Source organism: Mycobacterium sp. 1245852.3, assembly GCF_001669335.1.
GTDB classification, from domain to species: Bacteria; Actinomycetota; Actinomycetes; order Mycobacteriales; family Mycobacteriaceae; genus Mycobacterium; species Mycobacterium europaeum_A.
In genome coordinates this window covers 1-18,129 of sequence record NZ_LZLL01000114.1, presented here as the reverse complement: position 1 = coordinate 18,129, position 18,129 = coordinate 1, and the positions used below count along the sequence as shown (strand labels likewise).

At 68.3% G+C, this 18,129-nt stretch carries 20 protein-coding genes and 4 pseudogenes; 11 read left to right on the top strand and 13 right to left on the bottom strand.

Going from position 1 to position 18,129, the window contains the following annotated elements; genetic code table 11:
- Positions 1–62 precede the first annotated feature (62 nt).
- The 6 genes and pseudogenes from A9W96_RS32020 to A9W96_RS05115 all read right to left on the bottom strand — a co-directional run.
- Positions 63–614: pseudogene (locus tag A9W96_RS32020) on the bottom strand (hypothetical protein); the annotation flags it as partial.
- A gap of 38 nt (positions 615–652) precedes the next feature.
- A complete protein-coding gene (locus A9W96_RS05130; protein ID WP_066863309.1) occupies positions 653–1,147 on the bottom strand; it encodes an SRPBCC family protein in 495 nt (164 codons plus the stop codon).
- On the bottom strand, positions 1,147–1,788 hold the full coding sequence (locus tag A9W96_RS05125) for a nitroreductase family protein (protein ID WP_067138251.1): 642 nt from the start codon (positions 1,786–1,788) through the stop codon (positions 1,147–1,149). Before A9W96_RS05125 ends, A9W96_RS05130 begins: the two co-directional genes overlap by 1 nt.
- 20 nt (positions 1,789–1,808) lie before the next feature.
- Positions 1,809–1,949: a hypothetical protein gene (locus A9W96_RS31200; protein ID WP_156765120.1), complete on the bottom strand. Its 141-nt coding sequence runs from the start codon at positions 1,947–1,949 to the stop codon at positions 1,809–1,811.
- Between the two features lie 75 nt (positions 1,950–2,024).
- The gene (locus A9W96_RS05120) at positions 2,025–3,008 is read right to left on the bottom strand and encodes a nitronate monooxygenase family protein (protein ID WP_082972050.1); all 984 of its coding nucleotides are present in this window, start codon (positions 3,006–3,008) and stop codon (positions 2,025–2,027) included.
- Positions 3,005–3,397, bottom strand: a complete 393-nt coding sequence (locus tag A9W96_RS05115; RefSeq protein ID WP_066863303.1) for a tautomerase family protein — start codon at positions 3,395–3,397, stop codon at positions 3,005–3,007. Before A9W96_RS05115 ends, A9W96_RS05120 begins: the two co-directional genes overlap by 4 nt.
- A 109-nt stretch (positions 3,398–3,506) precedes the next feature.
- Between A9W96_RS05115 and A9W96_RS05110 the strand changes: the two genes are divergently transcribed.
- Both A9W96_RS05110 and A9W96_RS05105 read left to right on the top strand, forming a co-directional pair.
- On the top strand, positions 3,507–4,376 hold the full coding sequence (locus tag A9W96_RS05110; RefSeq protein WP_067023917.1) for a LysR family transcriptional regulator: 870 nt from the start codon (positions 3,507–3,509) through the stop codon (positions 4,374–4,376).
- Between the two features lie 96 nt (positions 4,377–4,472).
- Positions 4,473–5,153 (top strand): annotated as a pseudogene (locus A9W96_RS05105) (phytoene desaturase family protein); the annotation flags it as partial.
- A gap of 9 nt (positions 5,154–5,162) precedes the next feature.
- Here the strand turns inward: A9W96_RS05105 and A9W96_RS05100 are convergent.
- The 4 genes from A9W96_RS05100 to A9W96_RS05085 form a co-directional block, all read right to left on the bottom strand.
- Positions 5,163–5,771, bottom strand: a complete 609-nt coding sequence (locus A9W96_RS05100; protein WP_067023919.1) for a YbhB/YbcL family Raf kinase inhibitor-like protein — start codon at positions 5,769–5,771, stop codon at positions 5,163–5,165.
- A 65-nt stretch (positions 5,772–5,836) separates the two neighbouring features.
- On the bottom strand, positions 5,837–6,283 hold the full coding sequence (locus A9W96_RS05095) for an SRPBCC family protein (RefSeq protein ID WP_067023921.1): 447 nt from the start codon (positions 6,281–6,283) through the stop codon (positions 5,837–5,839).
- A 52-nt stretch (positions 6,284–6,335) separates the two neighbouring features.
- Positions 6,336–6,752, bottom strand: a complete 417-nt coding sequence (locus A9W96_RS05090; protein WP_066863292.1) for an SRPBCC domain-containing protein — start codon at positions 6,750–6,752, stop codon at positions 6,336–6,338.
- Positions 6,749–7,072, bottom strand: coding sequence for a helix-turn-helix transcriptional regulator (locus A9W96_RS05085; RefSeq protein ID WP_067138247.1), 324 nt, complete (start codon positions 7,070–7,072; stop codon positions 6,749–6,751). Before A9W96_RS05085 ends, A9W96_RS05090 begins: the two co-directional genes overlap by 4 nt.
- Before the next feature lie 88 nt (positions 7,073–7,160).
- Between A9W96_RS05085 and A9W96_RS05080 the strand changes: the two genes are divergently transcribed.
- The 6 genes from A9W96_RS05080 (at position 7,161) to A9W96_RS05055 (ending at position 13,168) form a co-directional block, all read left to right on the top strand.
- Positions 7,161–7,874, top strand: coding sequence for an MBL fold metallo-hydrolase (locus tag A9W96_RS05080; RefSeq protein ID WP_066876684.1), 714 nt, complete (start codon positions 7,161–7,163; stop codon positions 7,872–7,874).
- 246 nt (positions 7,875–8,120) lie between these two features.
- A complete protein-coding gene (gene aceA, locus A9W96_RS05075; protein WP_067138245.1) occupies positions 8,121–10,409 on the top strand; it encodes an isocitrate lyase ICL2 in 2,289 nt (762 codons plus the stop codon).
- Between the two features lie 261 nt (positions 10,410–10,670).
- Complete coding sequence (locus A9W96_RS05070; protein ID WP_067138243.1) at positions 10,671–10,889, top strand: hypothetical protein; 219 nt, start codon at positions 10,671–10,673, stop codon at positions 10,887–10,889.
- 151 nt (positions 10,890–11,040) lie between these two features.
- Positions 11,041–11,445 carry a hypothetical protein gene (locus A9W96_RS32015; protein WP_066876856.1) on the top strand — a complete coding sequence of 135 codons (405 nt, stop codon included), beginning with the start codon at positions 11,041–11,043 and terminating at the stop codon, positions 11,443–11,445.
- A 160-nt stretch (positions 11,446–11,605) separates the two neighbouring features.
- The gene (locus tag A9W96_RS05060) at positions 11,606–12,769 is read left to right on the top strand and encodes an LLM class flavin-dependent oxidoreductase (RefSeq protein ID WP_066876696.1); all 1,164 of its coding nucleotides are present in this window, start codon (positions 11,606–11,608) and stop codon (positions 12,767–12,769) included.
- Positions 12,770–12,847: 78 nt separating this feature from the next.
- Positions 12,848–13,168 (top strand): hypothetical protein, encoded by a 321-nt coding sequence (locus tag A9W96_RS05055; protein ID WP_067138241.1) that lies wholly within the window; start codon positions 12,848–12,850, stop codon positions 13,166–13,168.
- A gap of 57 nt (positions 13,169–13,225) precedes the next feature.
- Here A9W96_RS05055 and A9W96_RS05050 read toward each other — a convergent pair whose 3' ends face one another.
- A complete protein-coding gene (locus A9W96_RS05050; protein ID WP_066863270.1) occupies positions 13,226–13,693 on the bottom strand; it encodes an SRPBCC family protein in 468 nt (155 codons plus the stop codon).
- Positions 13,694–13,902: 209 nt separating this feature from the next.
- Between A9W96_RS05050 and A9W96_RS05045 the strand changes: the two are divergent.
- Positions 13,903–15,749 (top strand): annotated as a pseudogene (locus tag A9W96_RS05045) (fatty acyl-AMP ligase).
- Between the two features lie 40 nt (positions 15,750–15,789).
- The gene (locus A9W96_RS05040) at positions 15,790–16,467 is read left to right on the top strand and encodes a hypothetical protein (protein WP_067138240.1); all 678 of its coding nucleotides are present in this window, start codon (positions 15,790–15,792) and stop codon (positions 16,465–16,467) included.
- A gap of 10 nt (positions 16,468–16,477) precedes the next feature.
- On the opposite strand, the gene A9W96_RS05035 is transcribed toward A9W96_RS05040, so the two are convergent.
- A complete protein-coding gene (locus tag A9W96_RS05035; protein ID WP_067138239.1) occupies positions 16,478–17,248 on the bottom strand; it encodes an SDR family oxidoreductase in 771 nt (256 codons plus the stop codon).
- A gap of 58 nt (positions 17,249–17,306) precedes the next feature.
- Between A9W96_RS05035 and A9W96_RS05030 the strand changes: the two genes are divergently transcribed.
- A complete protein-coding gene (locus A9W96_RS05030) occupies positions 17,307–17,783 on the top strand; it encodes a nuclear transport factor 2 family protein (RefSeq protein ID WP_067138235.1) in 477 nt (158 codons plus the stop codon).
- A gap of 67 nt (positions 17,784–17,850) precedes the next feature.
- On the opposite strand, the pseudogene A9W96_RS05025 reads toward A9W96_RS05030, so the two are convergent.
- A pseudogene (locus tag A9W96_RS05025) lies at positions 17,851–18,129 on the bottom strand (DJ-1/PfpI family protein); the annotation flags it as partial.

The following is an 18,129-nucleotide window of genomic DNA, read 5'->3' as shown; positions in this document are numbered from 1 at the left end:
GCCGCCGGCGCTTGCGGGGCCGGCGAGGCGGGTGAAGCCGCCGGGGCCTGGGGGGCCGGCGAGGCCGACGGCGCCCGCTGGGCACCCCCGCCCAGCAGGCTGTTGAGGATGCCGAGCGTGCCCTGCACACCCGCGGGCGGCGCGCTCGACGGCACCGCGGCGTCCGGCGTCAGCTGCCAGGGCTGGCAGCCCGAGGTCTTGAACGCTTTGTCGCCCGGATCGATCTGCACGACCTGGGGCTTCTTGGACATGGCGTTGTCGATGATGTTGCCGTCGGGGTTGCCGGTCCGCTTCCAGTAGCAGGTGCCGTCGCCGACGGGACCCCCGGAGCTGTATATGCCCGGCACGATGTCGCTACCCACCGCGTAGATGCCGTCCTTGTCGATGGACGTCTTCGGTTCCGCCGGCGCGGGCGAGGCCCCCGGGGACGCGGCCGGCGACGGCGACGCCGAAGGTGCCGGCCCGGGCGCCGGCCCCCGCGTCTCGTCCGGATCGGCGCTGGCGACGACCGTGGACGCGGCCCAGCCCGCGACCATCAGACTCGCAGCGACCACCCTCGCCGCAGCAGGTACTCCACCCATAGAGATCGAGGGTACCGGGGCGGACAACCTAATTCATATCGTTGTGAAATCTGCGGAGTGGCAAAGAACGGCTAATCCAGCCGCCGGACCCGGCCCGCGTAGCCGAGCGCGTGCTCGTAGGTCGCGAGGTTGTCGCGGGAGATCTTCGCGTGCACCGGGCGTTCGAGAAAGAAGCGCAGCACCGGGTTGTAGGCGTGGTACGTCTCGTGGAAGGTCAGCACGGTGGTGCCGTCCGGCTGCTCTTCGAGCCGGTGATATCCCTCGGCCCGCGACCACAGCGGGGCGCCAACGGCGACGTAGCGCGACAGCTTGTTGAGCTCGGCCTCGGTCACGGTTTCCCAGGATCGCGCCCTACCGCCGGACAGCAGGTATTTGGGCACTTCGAAGATGCAGGTCCGGACCAGGCCCTCGCCGGCTTCGTTGCCCTCGTTGAGGATTTCCATGCTGCCGTTGGGCCACTCGAGCACCCGCGGCCGCGGGGCGTTCGGTGGGGCCGGCGGATGCAGCACCCGCCACACTTTGCGCGGCGGCGCATCGACGTGGAATCGCACGGTGTAGGACTGCATCAGCTGGCTCCGACGGGCCGTTCCCAGGTGTCCCAGTACGTGATGGTCTCCGCGGGCGGCCGCTTGGCCGGCCGGAAGTCGGTGCCGATCGTGTAGGCGACGGGGAACAGCGCCGCCTGCGTGACGGTCGGCGGGATGCCGAGCAGTTCGGCGACCTCCTTCTCCTTGAACAGATGCATCGTCGTCCACACCGATCCCAGCCCGCGCGAGCGCAGCGCCAGCAGAAAACTCCACCCCGCGGGGATGATGGATGCCCAGGCCGCCGCGGCGATGCCCGGTTCCGCGGTGTCGATGCGCTCGGTGAGGCAGGGGATGACGTGCACGGGCACCTCCGCCAGCGTCTCGGTCAGGCTCATCGCGCTCTGGTACACCCGCTGCGTTGGGGCGTCGGTCGCGTTGTCGGCCGCGTAGGCCAGGTACTGGGCGCCGATGCTGCGGTAGATCTCGGCGATCGCGGCGCGCTTGTCCGCGTCGGTGATGACCAGCCAGCGCCAGTTTTGCGTGTTGCTCGCCGTGGGCGCCTGCATCGCCAGCTGGATGCACTCCAGGATCACGTCGCGACCGACCGGGCGGGTCAGGTCGAGGCGTTTGCGGACCGACCGTGTGGTGCTCAGCAGCTCGTCAACGGTGGCGATGTCCATGGGTTCCTTCCGATGGGTGATCAGAGGTCGATGGCGCAGGACTTGTCGATGCAAAGGCGTTGGCGCGCAGGGTATCCCGGACAACCGGCGGATGCGGCGACACAGTCGTCGATCATGGCGGCTTCACCGCCGGGGCCATCCGGGACGTTGATACGGGCCATCGCGCACTCCTGCCCGCGCAGACAAGGCGGAAACAAGCTAGCCAGCTGAGCAAACCAGACTCGTCGCTCGGCTGTCTAGGGCGCGGGGTCGCGGTTGAGGATGCGGTTGGCGTCACCGACCATCTCGGTGACGATCTCCGCGGCGGGCCGAACCTCGCGGACGCGCCCCACCCCTTCGCCGGTGAGGATGGCGGCGGTATCGAAATCCTCTGCGGCTACCGCTTTTTCGTAGGCGTCGATCGCTTCGGGCAGCCGCGCCGACAGCTCGGCCTCGTTGCCGTGCCAGGTGTCCAGGAAGGCGTTGTTCAGGGCCCGCACGGTGTATCCGGTGGGCCAATCGAGGCGGCGCACGACGTCGTAGACCCGGGTGCGCACGGTGTCGTCACCGCCGGCCGCCACTGCGCGCCGCTGCGCTTGGGGTGAGACGAGCGCTTCCGGCGTCGCCCAGAACCGGGTACCGACTACGGCGCCGTCGGCGCCCAACGCGAGCGCGGCGGCCAATCCGCGGCCATCGCCGACGCCACCCGCGGCCGCCACCAACGTGGCCGGAGAGCGGTCCGCCACGAAGTCGACGACCTCGGGCACCAGGGTGAAGGTCGACCGCACGCTCATGCCGTGCCCGCCGGCCTCGCCGCCCTGCGCCACGATGACTTCCGCACCGGCATCGAGCGCGCGACGGGCCTGATCTAGGTTCTGCACCTGCGCGATCAGCGGAACGCCGGCCGCATGGATGCGATCGGCGAAGGGCGCCAACTCGCCGAACGACAGCATCACGGCCGCCGGATCCCTTTCCAGCGCGACGTCGAGCACCCCCGGATTACGGGCCAGGCTCCAGGTGATGAACCCGTATCCGACCCGGGCGCCGGCGGCCCGGTCGATCTGCGTCTGCAGCCATTCGGCGTCGGGATAGCCCCCACCGATGAGCCCCAGTCCGCCCGCCCGTGTCACCGCCGCCGCCAGCCGGCCCCCGGAGACCAGGGCCATCGGCGCGAGCAGGATCGGGTGCTCGATCCCGAACAGGTCGGTCAGGCGTGTCGGCAACCCCGTGGCGGCGCTCACTTGAGCTCACCGGTGAGGAACTGGGCCCTCCCGTGGCCGAAAGACCAGTCCTCGTCGTCGTTTTCGGTGACCGAGACGATCAGGTCGGCGGGGTCGAGCCCGCACCGGTCGGCGAGGCGCGACGCCAGCAGTTCATAGAACTTCTGCTTGAGCTCGCGCGGCCGCCGTCGGCTTACCACGTGCAAGATCACCTGGCGAGACGACCGATCGATGCCCAGACCGGTGTCCAGCGTGACGATTTCATGTGCCGGGTGGGTATGCACCACCTGGTAACGATCCCGCGGCGGAACGCCGAACGCCTCGACGACCGTGTCGTGGATCGCGTCCAGCAGGGCACGAACCTCCGAGGGCGTACGACCCTCGATGAGGTCGATGTACAACAGCGGCATTTTTCCTCCTGCGAACAACAGCGCGGATTGCGCTCCCAGTGCAACCGACGTTAGGTCTTCGGGAATCCCGCGTGAAATGCCTTGTGTGAAGGGTCTATGCTCATCGAGCATGGACGCGGTGCAGTCCGGGCGAGTCGAGTTGCGTCACCTCCGGGCGTTCGAAGCGGTGGCCCGCCTCGAATCGTTCACGCTGGCCGCGCAGGAGCTCAGCATCACCCAGCCCGCGCTGAGCCGAACCATCAAACAGCTCGAAGACGCGCTCGAAGCGTCGCTGCTAGACCGCAGTTCGCGCCATGTGGCGACCACCCCGGCCGGGCGGGTCTTTCTCGGTCACGTCGAGCGGGTCCTGGCCGAGCTGGGGCGTGGGGTCGACGCCGTCCGGCAACAAGCGAGCATCCGCCTCGGATTCAGCTGGCTGCTGCCCGACCCGTGGGCGCAGGACACCGTCGCGCGGTTCGAGCGGACCACCCGGACCACCGTCAGCCTGATCCGCACCGACGACGCGCTCGGGGCGGTCCAGCAGGGCCGGGTGGACATCGCCCTGGTGCGCGGCCACGTGACCTCGACCGCCGTTCGAATCGTGCACCTTTTCGATGAGCCCCGGGTGGCGGTGTGTTCGGTGCATTCGCCCCTGGCCAAGCGGGCGAAGCTGGACTGGGCCGAGGTGCCACGCTGGCCGCTGGTGGTCAACACGGCCAGTGGTACCACCGGGCCCTGGTCGTGGCCGGCGGGGGATGGGCCGGAAACCATAGTCGAGACAACGAATTTCGACGAGTGGATCGAATCCGTCGCGGCCGACCGCGGCATCGGGGTCATTCCCGACGTTGCGATCAGGCGCAACATCCACCCCGGCGTGCGGTTCGTCGCGCTGCGGGGCGCGCCCGACATTCCCGTCGCGTTGGCGTTTGTGAAGCGGGCCAACGGCCCCGTGCTGCGGCGCTTCATCGAGGCGGCCGTGGACGCCGCGGCAAACCAGTGACGGCTTCGGTCGGGGGTGCCGTCAGGCCAGCGGCGCCAGGCCGGAGCGCACCAGATCCAGACTCGCGGTGACGTCGTCGGCGAGATCGCCGGAACAACCGAGCTGATCGCGCCCGAACACGTTCCCGCACAACTGTTCTCGCGTGTCTCCGGCCGCGATCACCGGGCCTCGTTCGTGCAGATCCACTTCGCGCTGGACGGGCTGCCCGAATTCGCCCCGCCCTATGAGTTCCTCAATGAGGAAGGCATGCAACAGTCGGTCGGAATCTTCGGGTCACCCGAGGAGCAACAGCTGCACTGGGAAAACTGCCGCCGGGGCGTCATTCCGGACAACCCGTCGATGGGCATGCAGATCCCGTCGGTGCACGATCCCAGCATGGCGCCGCCCGGCAAGCACGCGGCCAGCGCATTCGCTTACGCGTTTCCGGTCGAAGTCGCCCGCGACCAGCATGGCCATCTCAAAAACGCGATGGCGCAACGGGTTATCGACAAGATCACCCGATTGGCGCCGAACTTCAAGGACATCGTGATCCGCCACATCACCTTCGCGCCCTACCACATGAACACCATGTTCGGCGCGCCCTCGGGCGACTTCTGCCACGGACTGCTCCACCCCGACCTGATGGGCCCGAACCGGCCCGGCCCGAAGGGCTTTGTCGACATGCCCATCGAAATCGACGGTCTCTATCTCGCCGGCGCCGGATGCCACGGCGGGCCCGGCATCACGTTCACTCCCGGCTACAACGCCGCCTATCAGGTTCTCGACGACGCGTCGTGACGGGCCCGATCAGCCGCCGAAGACCGCGGTGAGCTGAGCCTGCGCGGTCGCGGCGCCGCCGATCGTCTGCGCCGCCTGCACCCCGGCCAGGCCGGCGGGCAGCTGATAGTCGTTGGGCAGCTGATAGAGGGTGAACCGGTAGTGATGCGTACCGGTTCCCGCCGGGGGACAGGGCCCCTTGTACGCCGGCTGGCCGGCCGTGTTGGGCAGCGCGGTCGCCCCGGCCGGGGTCTGACCATCGGCGGTGCTTCCGGAACCAGGCGGGATTCCGACGACGACCCAGTGGACGTACAGCCCGTTGACGGCGTCGGGGTCGTCGACCACCAAGGCCGCACCCAGCGGCGCCGACCACGCCAACGGCGGCGCGATGTCGGCGCCCTTGCAGGTGTACTGCACCGGGATCGGGGCCCCGTCGGCGAAAGCGGGACTGCTGATGGTCAGCGGTCCGTCGGCGGGCGCGCGCGGCGCCGTGCGACCGAGGGTGGTGATCTTCGGCGCCGACGACGTCGTCATGTGGCCATCACCGTGGCCGCCGCAGCCGGCCAGCGCCGGCACCATCGCCAGCACACCGATGATCGCTGCGATTCGGTGCGGCCTGCCCGCCGGCGTAGGTTCCATGACTACCAGTCTGACTCGCGCGCTCACACTCGGGAAGGGCCCGATTTCACCCGCGCGAGGCCAAGCTACTGTCCGCGCTGCTCGACTTCGAGGACCCGCTTGCGCAGTCCCTCGGTGGCGGTGTCCATCAGGCTCTTGGCCCCCTTCTTGACCAGAAATCCGGGGACGGGCGCCACCAGGTCGACGGTGAGCTCGAAACGGACCCGGGTGCCGTCCCCCTCGGGGGTCAGCGTGTACCGACCCTCTTGGGCGCGTTGCTGTTTGGAGCTGACTAACGTCCAGCCGACGCCGTCGTCGTGAACGGTGTAGGCGAGCTCCTGTTCGTCGCTGACGCCGACGAGCTTGACGACCTGTCTGGATCGCCTCGGATGGTTCTGGTCGTCACGTTCGAGCACCTCGACCTTCTTGTGCGCCGACGACCACTCGGTCAACGACTCGAGGTCGAACAGCACCTCCATGATTTCGTCGGGCGTCGCCTCGATGACGACTTCGCGGGAATCGGTGATAGCCATTCCGGGGTGATAGCCCGAGCGGTCTGCCCCGAAACCAGTCCCACGGTGGGGTCTAGCGAGTCGTCTGGGCGCCGAGCTGGGCGAGTCGGGGCAGGACGACGTCGCGCCATCCCGGCCCCATGCGCTCGAACGCCCGGGCCATGCGGCCGTCGCCGAGGTCAAAGCCGCTGTGTTCCAAGAAGACTCGGGTGCCGTCGCCTTCGGCTTCCAACCGCCAGGTCAGCGTCCAGGCCGCGGTGAACGTGTAGACGAACCGGTGCGGTGCGTCGACCTCGAGCACCGTGCAGGGCTGCTTGCCATAACCCGGCATGTCGAGCGTGAACTGGTGTCCCACCACCGCGGCCACCTGCCCCTCGGCCCACCAGAGCTTTATCAGCGCGGGTTCGGTGAGCAATCGCCACACGGTGGCCGGTGGCGCCGCGACGAATTGATCGACCCGGACCGTCGCGGACCGTGACGTTTCGGTCATTCCAGCTCCTGTGCTACCTCGGCGAGCTTGGCCAGTCGGCCGCGCCAGAACTTCTCGAAGGGATGCAGCCAGTCGCCGAGGTCTGCCAACGGCTCGGCGGTCAGACGGTAAATGCGATGACGCCCCTGCGGCCGGTCGGCGACCAGTCCCGCGTCACGCAGCACCTTGAGGTGCTCGGCGACGGCGGGGCGGCTGAGCTCGAAGCGATCGCTGAGTTGTCCCGCCGATAGCGGTTGGGCGGCGAGGATCTCCAGCAGTTCGCGCCGCACCGGATTGGCCAGGGCGAGGAAGACGCGATCGACGCGGTGCACGTCCGCCAACGTACGTCGGGAATTTCCGACATGTCAACCATGTCCGACATAAGAAGCGGGCGGCGACCGCTTGCCGGGGCGGCTACCTTCGGAGGCTGTGCAACTCGCCTGGGAACGGTTGACCGCCACCGCGCGTCGCTGCCGGCTTCCGTTCTGCGACGTGACCGTCGGGCTGGTGTGGGGCCGCACCGGCGCATTGCTCGTCGACACCGGGACCACGCTCACCGAGGCCGCCGCGATCGACGCCGACGTCCGGCTGCTTGCCGGGCGCCCGGTGACCCATATCGTGTTGACGCACAAGCACTTTGACCACGTACTCGGTGCGTCGCTGTTCGCCGGGGCGAAGGTTTTCTGCGCCCCCGAGGTGGTCGAATACCTTTCCTCGTCAACCGGCGACCTGCGCCAGGACGCGCTGCGTCATGGCGGCGACCCCGCGGAAGTGGACGCGGCGATCGCGGCTCTGCGGCCCCCGCGCGGTGGAGGTCACGACGCCGTCATCGACCTGGGGGACCGGGCGGTGACGATCGCCCACCTCGGCCGGGGCCACACCGCGTCGGACTTGGTGGTGGTCGTGCCCGCAACGGAAGGCGGCGATCCGACCGTGGTGTTCACCGGTGACTTGGTGGAACAGTCCGGCGACCCCGCGATCGACGCCGACTCCGATATCGCGGCCTGGCCCACGACCCTGGATCGGCTACTGGCGGTCGGTGGGCCCACGGCGATCTACGTCCCCGGCCATGGCAGCGTCGTCGACGCAAGATTCGTCCGGCGCCAGCGAGACTGGCTGGCCCGTCGTGCGGCGGCCCCGTGATCGATACCGTATCGAAAGGTATTGTCTCCCAAGGCGTTGAAACCGCACCGCGCCGCGGTGCCTCGCTGTCCCAACGTCCTCAGCCATCCGGTGGTTCACGCCGGTCACCGGTCCGCCACCGAAAAGCTCTCGCAAGTACATGGCGGGGCAACAGTTTTGGCTCAAGTCGTTCGAGCCCTGATTGAACTGCCGTTTCCGGGGATAGACTCACGTTCAGTGGAATCATGCGCGCGAAGGAGCGAAGACATGGCGATCATTGATAAGGACACGCAAGTCCGGCCATCGTTTGACGACGAGGTCGCTGCCACGCAGCAATACTTCGACGACCCGCGCTTCTCTCGCATCACGCGCCTCTTCACCGCCCGCCAGGTAGCAGAGCAACGCGGCACCATCCCCACCGATTACACCGTCGCCCGCAACGCGGCGGCCGCGTTCTATGAGCGGCTGCGCGAGCTGTTCGCCGAGAAGAAGAGCATCACCACGTTCGGTCCGTACTCGCCCGGCCAGGCCGTCGCGATGAAGCGGATGGGCATCGAGGGGATCTACCTCGGTGGTTGGGCGACGTCGGCCAAGGGTTCCACCACCGAGGATCCCGGCCCCGACCTCGCCAGCTACCCGCTGAGCCAGGTGCCCGACGACGCCGCGGTGCTGGTGCGCGCGCTGCTGACCGCCGACCGCAACCAGCAGTACCTGCGCCTGAACATGAGTGAGCAGCAGCGGGCGACCGCCACCCAATACGACTACCGGCCGTTCATCATCGCCGACGCGGACACCGGCCACGGTGGTGACCCGCACGTGCGCAACCTCATCCGCCGGTTCGTCGAGGTCGGGGTCCCGGGGTACCACATCGAGGATCAGCGTCCCGGCACCAAGAAGTGCGGCCACCAGGGCGGCAAGGTGCTGGTGCCGTCGGACGAGCAGATCAAACGCCTCAACGCCGCGCGCTTCCAGCTCGACATCATGAAGGTGCCGGGCATCATCGTCGCCCGCACCGACGCCGAGGCGGCCAACCTGCTCGACAGCCGGGCCGACGAGCGCGATCAGCCGTTCCTGCTCGGCGCCACCAACCTCAACATCCCGTCGTACAAGTCCTGTTTCCTGGCGATGGTGCGTCGCTTCTACGAGCTGGGCGTCAAAGACCTCAACGGTCACCTTCTCTATGCGCTGCCCGAAGGGGAGTACGCCGAGGCCGGCGCCTGGCTGGAGCGCCAGGGCATCCAGGGCGTCATCTCCGACGCGGTCAACACCTGGCGCGAGAACGGTCAAAAGTCGATCGACGACCTGTTCGACCAGGTCGAGTCGCGGTTCGTGGCGGCCTGGGAGGACGATGCCGGGCTGATGACCTACGGCGAGGCCGTGGCCGAGGTGCTCGAATTCGATGCGAGCGAGGGCGAGCCGGCCGACATGAGCGTGGACGAGTGGCGGGCGTTCGCGGCACGCGCTTCCTTGTACTCGGCCAAGACCAAGGCGAAGGAATTGGGCGTCGACCCGGGTTGGGACTGCGAGCTGTCGAAGACCCCTGAGGGCTACTACCAGATCCGCGGCGGCATCCCGTACGCCATCGCGAAGTCACTGGCTGCTGCGCCGTTTGCCGACATCCTCTGGATGGAGACCAAGACCGCCGACCTGGCCGACGCCAAGCAGTTCGCCGACGCCATCCACGCCGAGTTCCCCGACCAGATGCTGGCCTACAACCTGTCGCCGTCGTTCAACTGGGACACCACCGGCATGACCGACGAGCAGATGAAGCAGTTCCCCGAGGAACTGGGCAAGATGGGCTTCGTCTTCAACTTCATCACCTACGGCGGCCACCAGATCGATGGCGTCGCGGCCGAAGAGTTCGCCACCTCGCTGCAACAGGACGGCATGCTGGCGCTGGCCCGCCTGCAGCGCAAGATGCGTCTGGTCGAATCCCCTTACCGCACACCGCAAACCCTGGTCGGCGGGCCGCGCAGCGATGCGGCGCTGACCGCGTCGTCGGGTCGCACCGCGACCACCAAGGCGATGGGCGAGGGATCGACCCAGCACCAGCACCTGGTACAGACCGAGGTGCCGAAGAAGCTGCTCGAGGAGTGGCTGGCGATGTGGAGCGAGAACTACAGCCTGGGCGAGAAGCTGCGCGTGCAGCTGCGGCCCCGCCGGGCCGGCTCGGACGTGCTGGAACTCGGGATTTACGGCAACGACGACGAGCAGTTGGCCAACGTCGTCGTCGACCCGATCAAGGACCGGCACGGCCGCAGCATCCTTCAGGTCCGCGACCAGAACACCTTCGCCGAGAAGCTGCGGCAGAAGCGACTGATGACGTTGATCCACCTCTGGCTGGTGCACCGCTTCAAGGCCGACGCGGTGATCTATGTGACGCCGACCGAGGACAACCAGTATCAGACGTCGAAGATGAAGTCGCACGGCATCTTCAGCGAGGTCTACCAGGAGGTCGGCGAGATCATCGTCGCCGAGGTGAACCGGCCCCGCATCGCCGAACTGCTGCAGCCCGACCGGGTCGCGCTGCGCAAGCTGATCACCAAGGAAGATTAGCCAGCCACCCGACGGCGGCCGCCCGATCGACCGATGCGGCCGCCGCTAACGGAGTCATCATCCAGCGTCGACGTGCACCAGCGCGCCGCCCGAGCCCGGCGCGGGCCGCTCCCGCCACCCGCGCATTCGACGTGCCCCGGTTCGCCGTGCGACACGATGCCAAAAATTTACCCTGCGCACAGTTGCACAGGTGTAGGATTTAGCTAGTAACAAACGTGCGCTCAGATTTAACAAACGCCCCGGAACAGAGAGGAGCGCCTGATGGGGACCCCAATCAACAAGGCGATCGCGGTGTTCGGTGGTGCGGCAGCGGTTGTTCTGGCGGTCGGATTCGGTGTCGTGGGCGTTAGCCAAACCGGCAACGCAGCGACGGCGGCGACGCATCCGCCAGCCAGCGTCGCGATGCCGCAGCCCGGCACGACCGTCCCCGGCGTGCATATCGGCACGCTCGCGGCCTGCATCGTAGGATCGAACTGCTAGCCGACCGCTGTTCGCGATGGCCCATCACACCTGCGTGATGGGCCATTTTCGTCCGGCACGATTTCGCCGCCCGAATCTGTTTGCGCGGCGAGGCCGCTGGGTAAGAAAAAGTGGGCGGCGCGAAGTGGCGCATGTGGAGATGGGGGATCTGATGAGATCTGGACCGAGGACGGCGGTCGCACTGTTCGGCGGTGCGGCGATGCTCGTGTTATCGGTCGCCTGCGGTGGCGGACATAAGGGCGGCCCCAGCAGCAGCACCACGACCCCGACGACCACACCGTCCTCCAGCGTGGCGCCCTCCACCGCACCCGGTGGCGGCGGCGGTGAGCCGGGCGGCCCGACCGGCGGCGGTGGCCCTAATGGCGGTGGCGGCGGCGTGCCCGGCGGCCCGACCGGTGGCGGCGGTCCCGGTGGCGGTGGCGGCGGCGTGCCCGGCGGCCCGACCGGTGGCGGCGGTCCCGGCGGGGGCGGCGGCAGCATTCCGGGCGTCGGCGGTGGTGGCGGCGGACCGGGCGGTGGCGGCGGTTGCGTCGGCAACGTCTGCGGCGGTTTCTGATCACCCGATGAGCCGGCGCTAAAGCGCAAACACCAAGACTTGCTCCCTAGCCGGTGGGGCCGGGATCACCTGGCCCCACCGGCTGAACCCTTGTCTGGACCTAGGGCCCAAGCCGCATTCCGAGTTATGGTTCTGCCAACTCGGATGCAAGGGGACTTCAATGTCGAAGCTGCGGTTCGGATACTTCATCGCCCCGTTCCACCGCGCGGGCACCAATCCGACGCTGGCCCTGCAACGCGATCTCGCCTTCGTCGAGCATCTCGACGCGCTGGGCTTCGACGAAGTCTGGTTGGGCGAACACCACTCGGCGGGTAGCGAAATCATCAGCTCCCCAGAGATTTTCATCGCCGCCGCCGCCGAACGCGCGAAGCGAATCCGGTTCGGCACGGGTGTCATCTCGCTGTCGTATCACAATCCGCTGTGGGTCGCCGACCGGCTGATGCTGCTGGATCACCTCACGCACGGCCGCATCATCGGCGGCGTCGGGCCGGGCTCGCTGCCCAGCGACTCGTCCATGATCGGACTCACCCCGACCGACACGCGCGAGCTGCTGGAAACCAATCTCGACATCGTGGTGCGGCTGCTGGCGGGCGAGACGGTCAGCGCCAAGACCGCCACCCATCAGCTCTACGATGCCAAGCTGCAGCTCGCCCCGTACACCGACGGCGGCATCCCGCTGTCGGTCGCGGCGGTCGCCTCACCGACGGGCGCGCGGTTGGCGGGTAAGCACGGCATCGGCCTGCTGTCCATCGGGGCGACGTTGACCGTCGAGGGTTTCAACGCGCTGTCCTACCACTGGGGCATTGTCGAGGAGCGCGCCGCGGCCTTCGGCACGCAGGTCGACCGCAAGAACTGGAGCCTGGTCGGTTTGTTCCACCTGGCCGAGACCGAGAAGCAGGCCCGCGAGGAGGTCAAGTTCGGCATCGAGCCGTGGTTCCGGTACTTCCAGAAGGTGGCCGCGTTCCCGCAGATGACGATGCCGGGAGAACAGCTCGACGAAATGATCGACGTCATCAACGAGAACGGCGCGGGCGTGATCGGCACGCCCGAGCGGGCGCGCGAACAGGTGCAGCGGCTCTGGGACCAGTCCGGTGGATTCGGCTGCATGCTGCAGATGGGTCACGAGTGGGCCAACCCGGCCGCCACCCGACGGTCCGCCGAGTTGTTCGCCGCCGAGGTGATGCCGCACTTCCAAGGCCAGGCGCAGCCGACGCTGGACGCCGCCGCGCGCGCCGGCCAGGCCCGGGAGAACCTGGCGCAGTCCCAGCTGGACGCCGTCGCGCACATGACCAAGAAGTATCAGGACGAGGTCGAGTCCAGATAGCGGCTCATTGCGAGGCTTCATACCGAGACGACAGCCGCCTCCCAGTGGGCAGCTAAAGACGCGGCGCATACCTGGAGAATGACCACCGACACCCTTGGCCCCGCGATCACCCGCGTCTTCGGAATCGCCGCCACCCTGGCCGTACTCGCGCTGTACGACGCGGCGCATGCCGCTACACCGGCGATCGTGCCGGGTTGGGGTTCGGTGCGCCTGACGGACGCCGCCGGTTCACCCGGTCTCACCGGCGGTTTCGCGACCGATGACGGCGACGATCAACTGCAGCAGCAGCTACAGCAATCCATCCAACAGGCCGAACAGCAGAACGAGCAGGCCCAGCAGCAGTTCAATCAGGACATGCAGCAACAACAAACGTACGAAAACCAGTTCAACAACCCGTGATTCGTGAATCGAAGCGTGGCGGCCGCTTCATGCGGCCGTCATGCGCGGAGGGGACGGTCAGCGCCCCGCGCGGGATTCCCGCTCGGCCGCCTTCACCAGCCGGCCCGCGAAGAACCGGACCGCTCCACCCATGGCGGCGCGCATCAGCGGACCCGTCCCGCGGACGCCTTCGGTGAACGAACCGGTCCAGCGGATGTCGGTCCCGCCCGCCGCGTTCGGCGTCAGGACCACCTCGCCGCCGTAATCCTGGGCCGGGGTGCGCGGGCCCACCAGCTTGTAGGCGTGGCGACGGTCCGGCTCGTAGGCGACGGTTTCCTCCTGCACGTAGACGGGCCACATGCCCACCTTGCGGACGGCCCCGATGCCACCGGGCGCCGGGTCGCCCTGGCGCGCCCAACTCGAGTGCACGACGATCGGCTTGGCCCACTGCGACCAGTTGGCGCCGTCGGCCACCAGCCGGAACACCGTCGCCGGGGGCGCACTGCTGGTGCGGGTGACTTCGAAGGAATAGTTGCGGCCCGGCATGACGACTCCTGGTGGTAGCAAACGGACGGCCCTGGACGCCGCTCGCCGGTAGGCTACCGCCCGCCCCGGCCCATGACCGGATCGGGTTGACCGTCGCCGCGCGCCCGGTGATCGAGCGCCCGCCCGAGGCGGCGAATGCCCGCGCCGCTCTTGCTGTTTGCCGATTCACCGGCGCGCAGACCGCCGCTCGGCTTGCCTAGACTGCAGTCATGGATCGCGGCTCCCGGCAGGACGGCCCGACTGCCGGTGGCCTCCTTCGCATCGAGGACTGCCTGGACGCCGCGGGCCGGGTGGTGCTGCCGCCCGGGGTCAACCTGATCTCGCTCATCGACCGCAACATCGCGAACGTCGGTGACACCGTGGCGTACCGCTACCTCGATTTCAGCCGTTCGGCGCGGGGCGAAGCCGACGAGGTGACATGGACCCAGTTCGGTGCGCGGCTGCAGGCCATCGGCGCACGCATCCAGCAGGCCGCGGGCCGCGGTGAGCGCGTTGCCGTCCTTGCGCCGCAGGGCATCGACTACGTCGCCGGGTTCTACGCGGCGGTCAAGGCCGGAACCATCGCGGTGCCGTTGTTCGCCCCGGAGCTGCCCGGGCACGCCGAACGCCTCGATACCGCGCTGCGGGATTCGGAGCCCACCGCCGTGCTCACGACGACCGCCTCCCAAGGGGCGGTGGAGGCGTTCCTGGCCGGCCATCCGCATCTGCGCCGGCCGCAGGTGATCGCCATCGACCAGATACCCGACGCGGCGGGGGAGTCGTTCGCGCCGACCGAGCTCGGCATGGACGACGTCTCGCACCTGCAGTACACGTCGGGCTCCACCCGCCCGCCGGTCGGTGTCGAAATCACCCACCGCGCGGTGGGCACCAACCTGGTCCAAATGATCCTGTCGATCGACCTGCTGGACCGAAACACCCACGGCGTCAGTTGGTTACCGCTCTACCACGACATGGGTTTGTCGATGATCGGCTTCCCGGCGGTCTACGGCGGCCACTCCACGCTGATGTCTCCCGCCGCCTTCGTCCGCCGCCCGCAGCGATGGATCCAGGCGCTGTCCGACGGGTCCCGACAGGGCAACGTCGTCACCGCCGCACCGAACTTCGCGTACGAATGGGCCGCGCAGCGCGGACTGCCCGGCCCCGAGGCGGACATCGACCTGCGCAACGTGGTGATGATCATCGGTTCCGAGCCGGTCAGCATCGACTCCATCAAGACCTTCACCAAGGCGTTCGCGCCCTACGGGTTGCCGCCCACCGCGTTCAAACCCTCCTACGGCATCGCCGAGGGCACCTTGTTCGTCGCGACCATCGCCCCGGCCGCCGAGCCGACGGCGGTGTACTTCGACTCAGAACTGCTGGGCGCCGGATCGGCGGTGCGCGTCGACGCCGATCATTCCAGGGCCGTCGCGCACGTGTCGTGCGGTCAGGTCGCACGCAGCGAATGGGCCGTCATCGTCGATCCCGCCAGGCGATCAGAGGTGCCGGACGGCCAGGTGGGCGAAATCTGGTTGCAGGGCAACAACGTCGGACGGGGCTACTGGGGACGACCCGACGAGACGCGGCGGGCCTTCGGCGCCAAGCTGCAGTCGCGGCTCGCCGACGGCAGCCACGGCGACGGCGCCGATCTGGACGGCTCCTGGCTGCGCACCGGGGACCTGGGCGTGTATCTCGACGGTGAGCTGTACGTGACCGGCCGGATAGCGGACCTGGTGACGATCGACGGCCGCAACCACTACCCGCACGACATCGAGGCCACCGTCGCCGAAGCCTCCGAGATCGTCCGGCGCGGATACGTGACGGCGTTTTCCGTGCCGGCCGACGATGACCCGGATACCGCCCGACTGGTGGTGGTCGCCGAACGCGCGGCGGGCACCAGCCGTCACGATCCGCGCCGGCGATCGAGGCCATCCGGGCGGCGGTCGCACAGCGACACGGCCTGAGCGTGTCGGACGTCCGTCTGCTGCCGGCCGGCGCCATCCCGCGCACGACCAGCGGCAAGCTGGCCCGCCGGGCCTGTCGCACGGAATACCTCGCCGGCACCCTGGGCGTCCGCTGACCCGGGGTCAACCCGGGGGAGTTGCTGGCATCCTGGCGATGTGGGTCTGATATTCCGGTTGGCGGAGCTGTTGATCGTCATCCTGCCGCTGACGGGCGCGATCGTCGCCGCCGTGCGCGCGTTCGGCAGCTACCGACGACGCGCCGACGAGCGGTCGCGGGAGTTCGGCCGGGAACCGTTGCCCGGCGCGCCCGCGGCCGACGGCGCGGGCGGAAATCAAGCGGCCCAGTGGCGCGCGATCCGGCGCGTCCTCGATGAGCATGGCCGCACGGATGCCCGCTGGCTCGAATACGAGCTCGATGTCGCCAAACTGCTGGACTTTCCGCTGATGACCGACATGCGCGAGGCCAACACGATCGCGTTCCACAAGGCCAAGCTGCGGGCCGACTTTCTGCGCCCGGCGCAGGCCGAGGATCTGCTCGACGACCGCGACGGCGCCGCGCGGTACATGGCCGCGGTCGAGGACTACGTCACGGCGTTCAACGCCGCAGAGGCCGAGGCGATTCGCCGCCGCCGCACCGATTTCTCCAGCGCGGACCAGCAGCGAATTGCGCGGGCGCAGAGCCTGTTACGGGTGGCGGCGGACCCCGCCGCGGCCGCCCAGGAACGTCAACGCGCCTACGATGTGGCCCGCAACGAACTCCAAGGCCTGCTGGTGTTGCCCTCGGCGACGCAGGCCAACCTCGAACGCGGGATCTCCGGCGAGCTCGAGCGATAGGGCCGGTGAGCTAGGGACAGGTGTAGCCGCCGTCGATCACGACGTCCGACCCCGTCATATAGCTGGACGCCTCGCTGGCCAGATAGACGTACAGGCCGACGAGTTCCTCGGGGCGACCGATGCGGCCGAGCGGAATCTTCGGCTCCCACTGGCGGTGATACTCGGTTAACGGCTCGACGAGCTCGGTGAGGATATAGCCGGGGCTCACGCTGTTCACCCGGATGTTGTGGGCCGCGAATTCGACCGCCATGGCCTTGGTCAACTGGATGACGGCCGCCTTGGCGGCGCAGTAGTGACCGACCTGCTGCGGAACGTTGATGATGCTGCCCGACATCGACGCGGTGTTGATGATGACGCCGCCGCGCCCCTGGGCGACCATCGCCCGGGCCGCCGCCTGCGCGGTCAGGAAGACTCCCGTCACGTTGGTGTCCTGGATCCGCTGGAATTCCTCTGGCGACATCTCCAGCATCGGGACGACCGCAATGATGCCGGCATTGCAGACCGCGACGTCGATCCCGCCCAGCTCCGCGGTCACCCGGTCGACCATGCTGTTCACCTGGTCGGGCTGGGTCACGTCACATCGAATCGGCAGGACCTTGCCGGCGCCGTCCGCCGCCAGCTCGCCGGCGATGCGTTCCAGCGCCTCAACATTCCGCGCGGCGATGGCGACGTGGGCGCCGGCTTGCACGTAGGCCTGCGCGACTTTCCTGCCGATGCCGCTGGACGCCCCGGTCACCAACGCCCGCTTGCCGCGCAGGCTGAACAAGTCCAACACGTTCATCCGATCTCCCCACTCATACGAGCGACCCAAAACCGAAACACGTTCTAGTGTGTCCGCTATGGGCAAATTCACCAGGGCAGAAATCGACGAAGCCGTCGAGAACTACACCAAGGTCGTCGAAGGGTGCAGCGCTTCGGGCGACTGGCGGCCCTTCGCGGACCTCTTCACCGAAGACGTCGTCTACACCGAGCATCACTACGGCGTCTTCCACGGACGCGAGGCGGTTCGCGACTGGATCGTCGCGGTGATGGCGCCGTTCCCGCACATGCGGTTTCCCAGTGACTGGATCGCCCACGATGAGGACAACGACGCCGTCGTCGTCATGATCAAGAACCTGCTCGACCACCCGACCGATCCGAACGGCGAGCCGTTCTGGTTCCCCAACTGGACCCGCCTGGTCTATGCCGGCGACGGGCTGTTCTCCAGCGAGGAGGACATCTACAACCCCGACCGTGACGCTCCCGGCGTCGTCGCGGCGTGGCTGCAGGCCGGCGGGCAACTCGCCACCACCGAGATCCTGCAGCCCGGCGCCTAGCGGCTAGGCTCTGGCTCGAGAGTGCTTGTGCGCGAAGCGCTATCACCGGCGCTAGCGCATTCCCCAGTTACGTCATGCTCTCCAGCGGCCGCCTGCGCCGCCGCGACCGGACCTTGTCCAGCGCCTGCTCCCAGGCGAGCAGGGTCGTGGCCTTCACGTTGGCGGGCTTCACGCTGTCACGGGACAGCAGCGCCGTCGCAGCGGCCTTCGTCGTCGCCGAGGCCTTCGACATGTGGCCCGAATCGAATGGCGGCTGCGGATCGTATTCGAGCGCGAGCTGGATTGCCTTCGCGCGGGATTCGCCGGCGATCTGTCCGGCCAGCCACAACGCGAGGTCGAGCCCGGC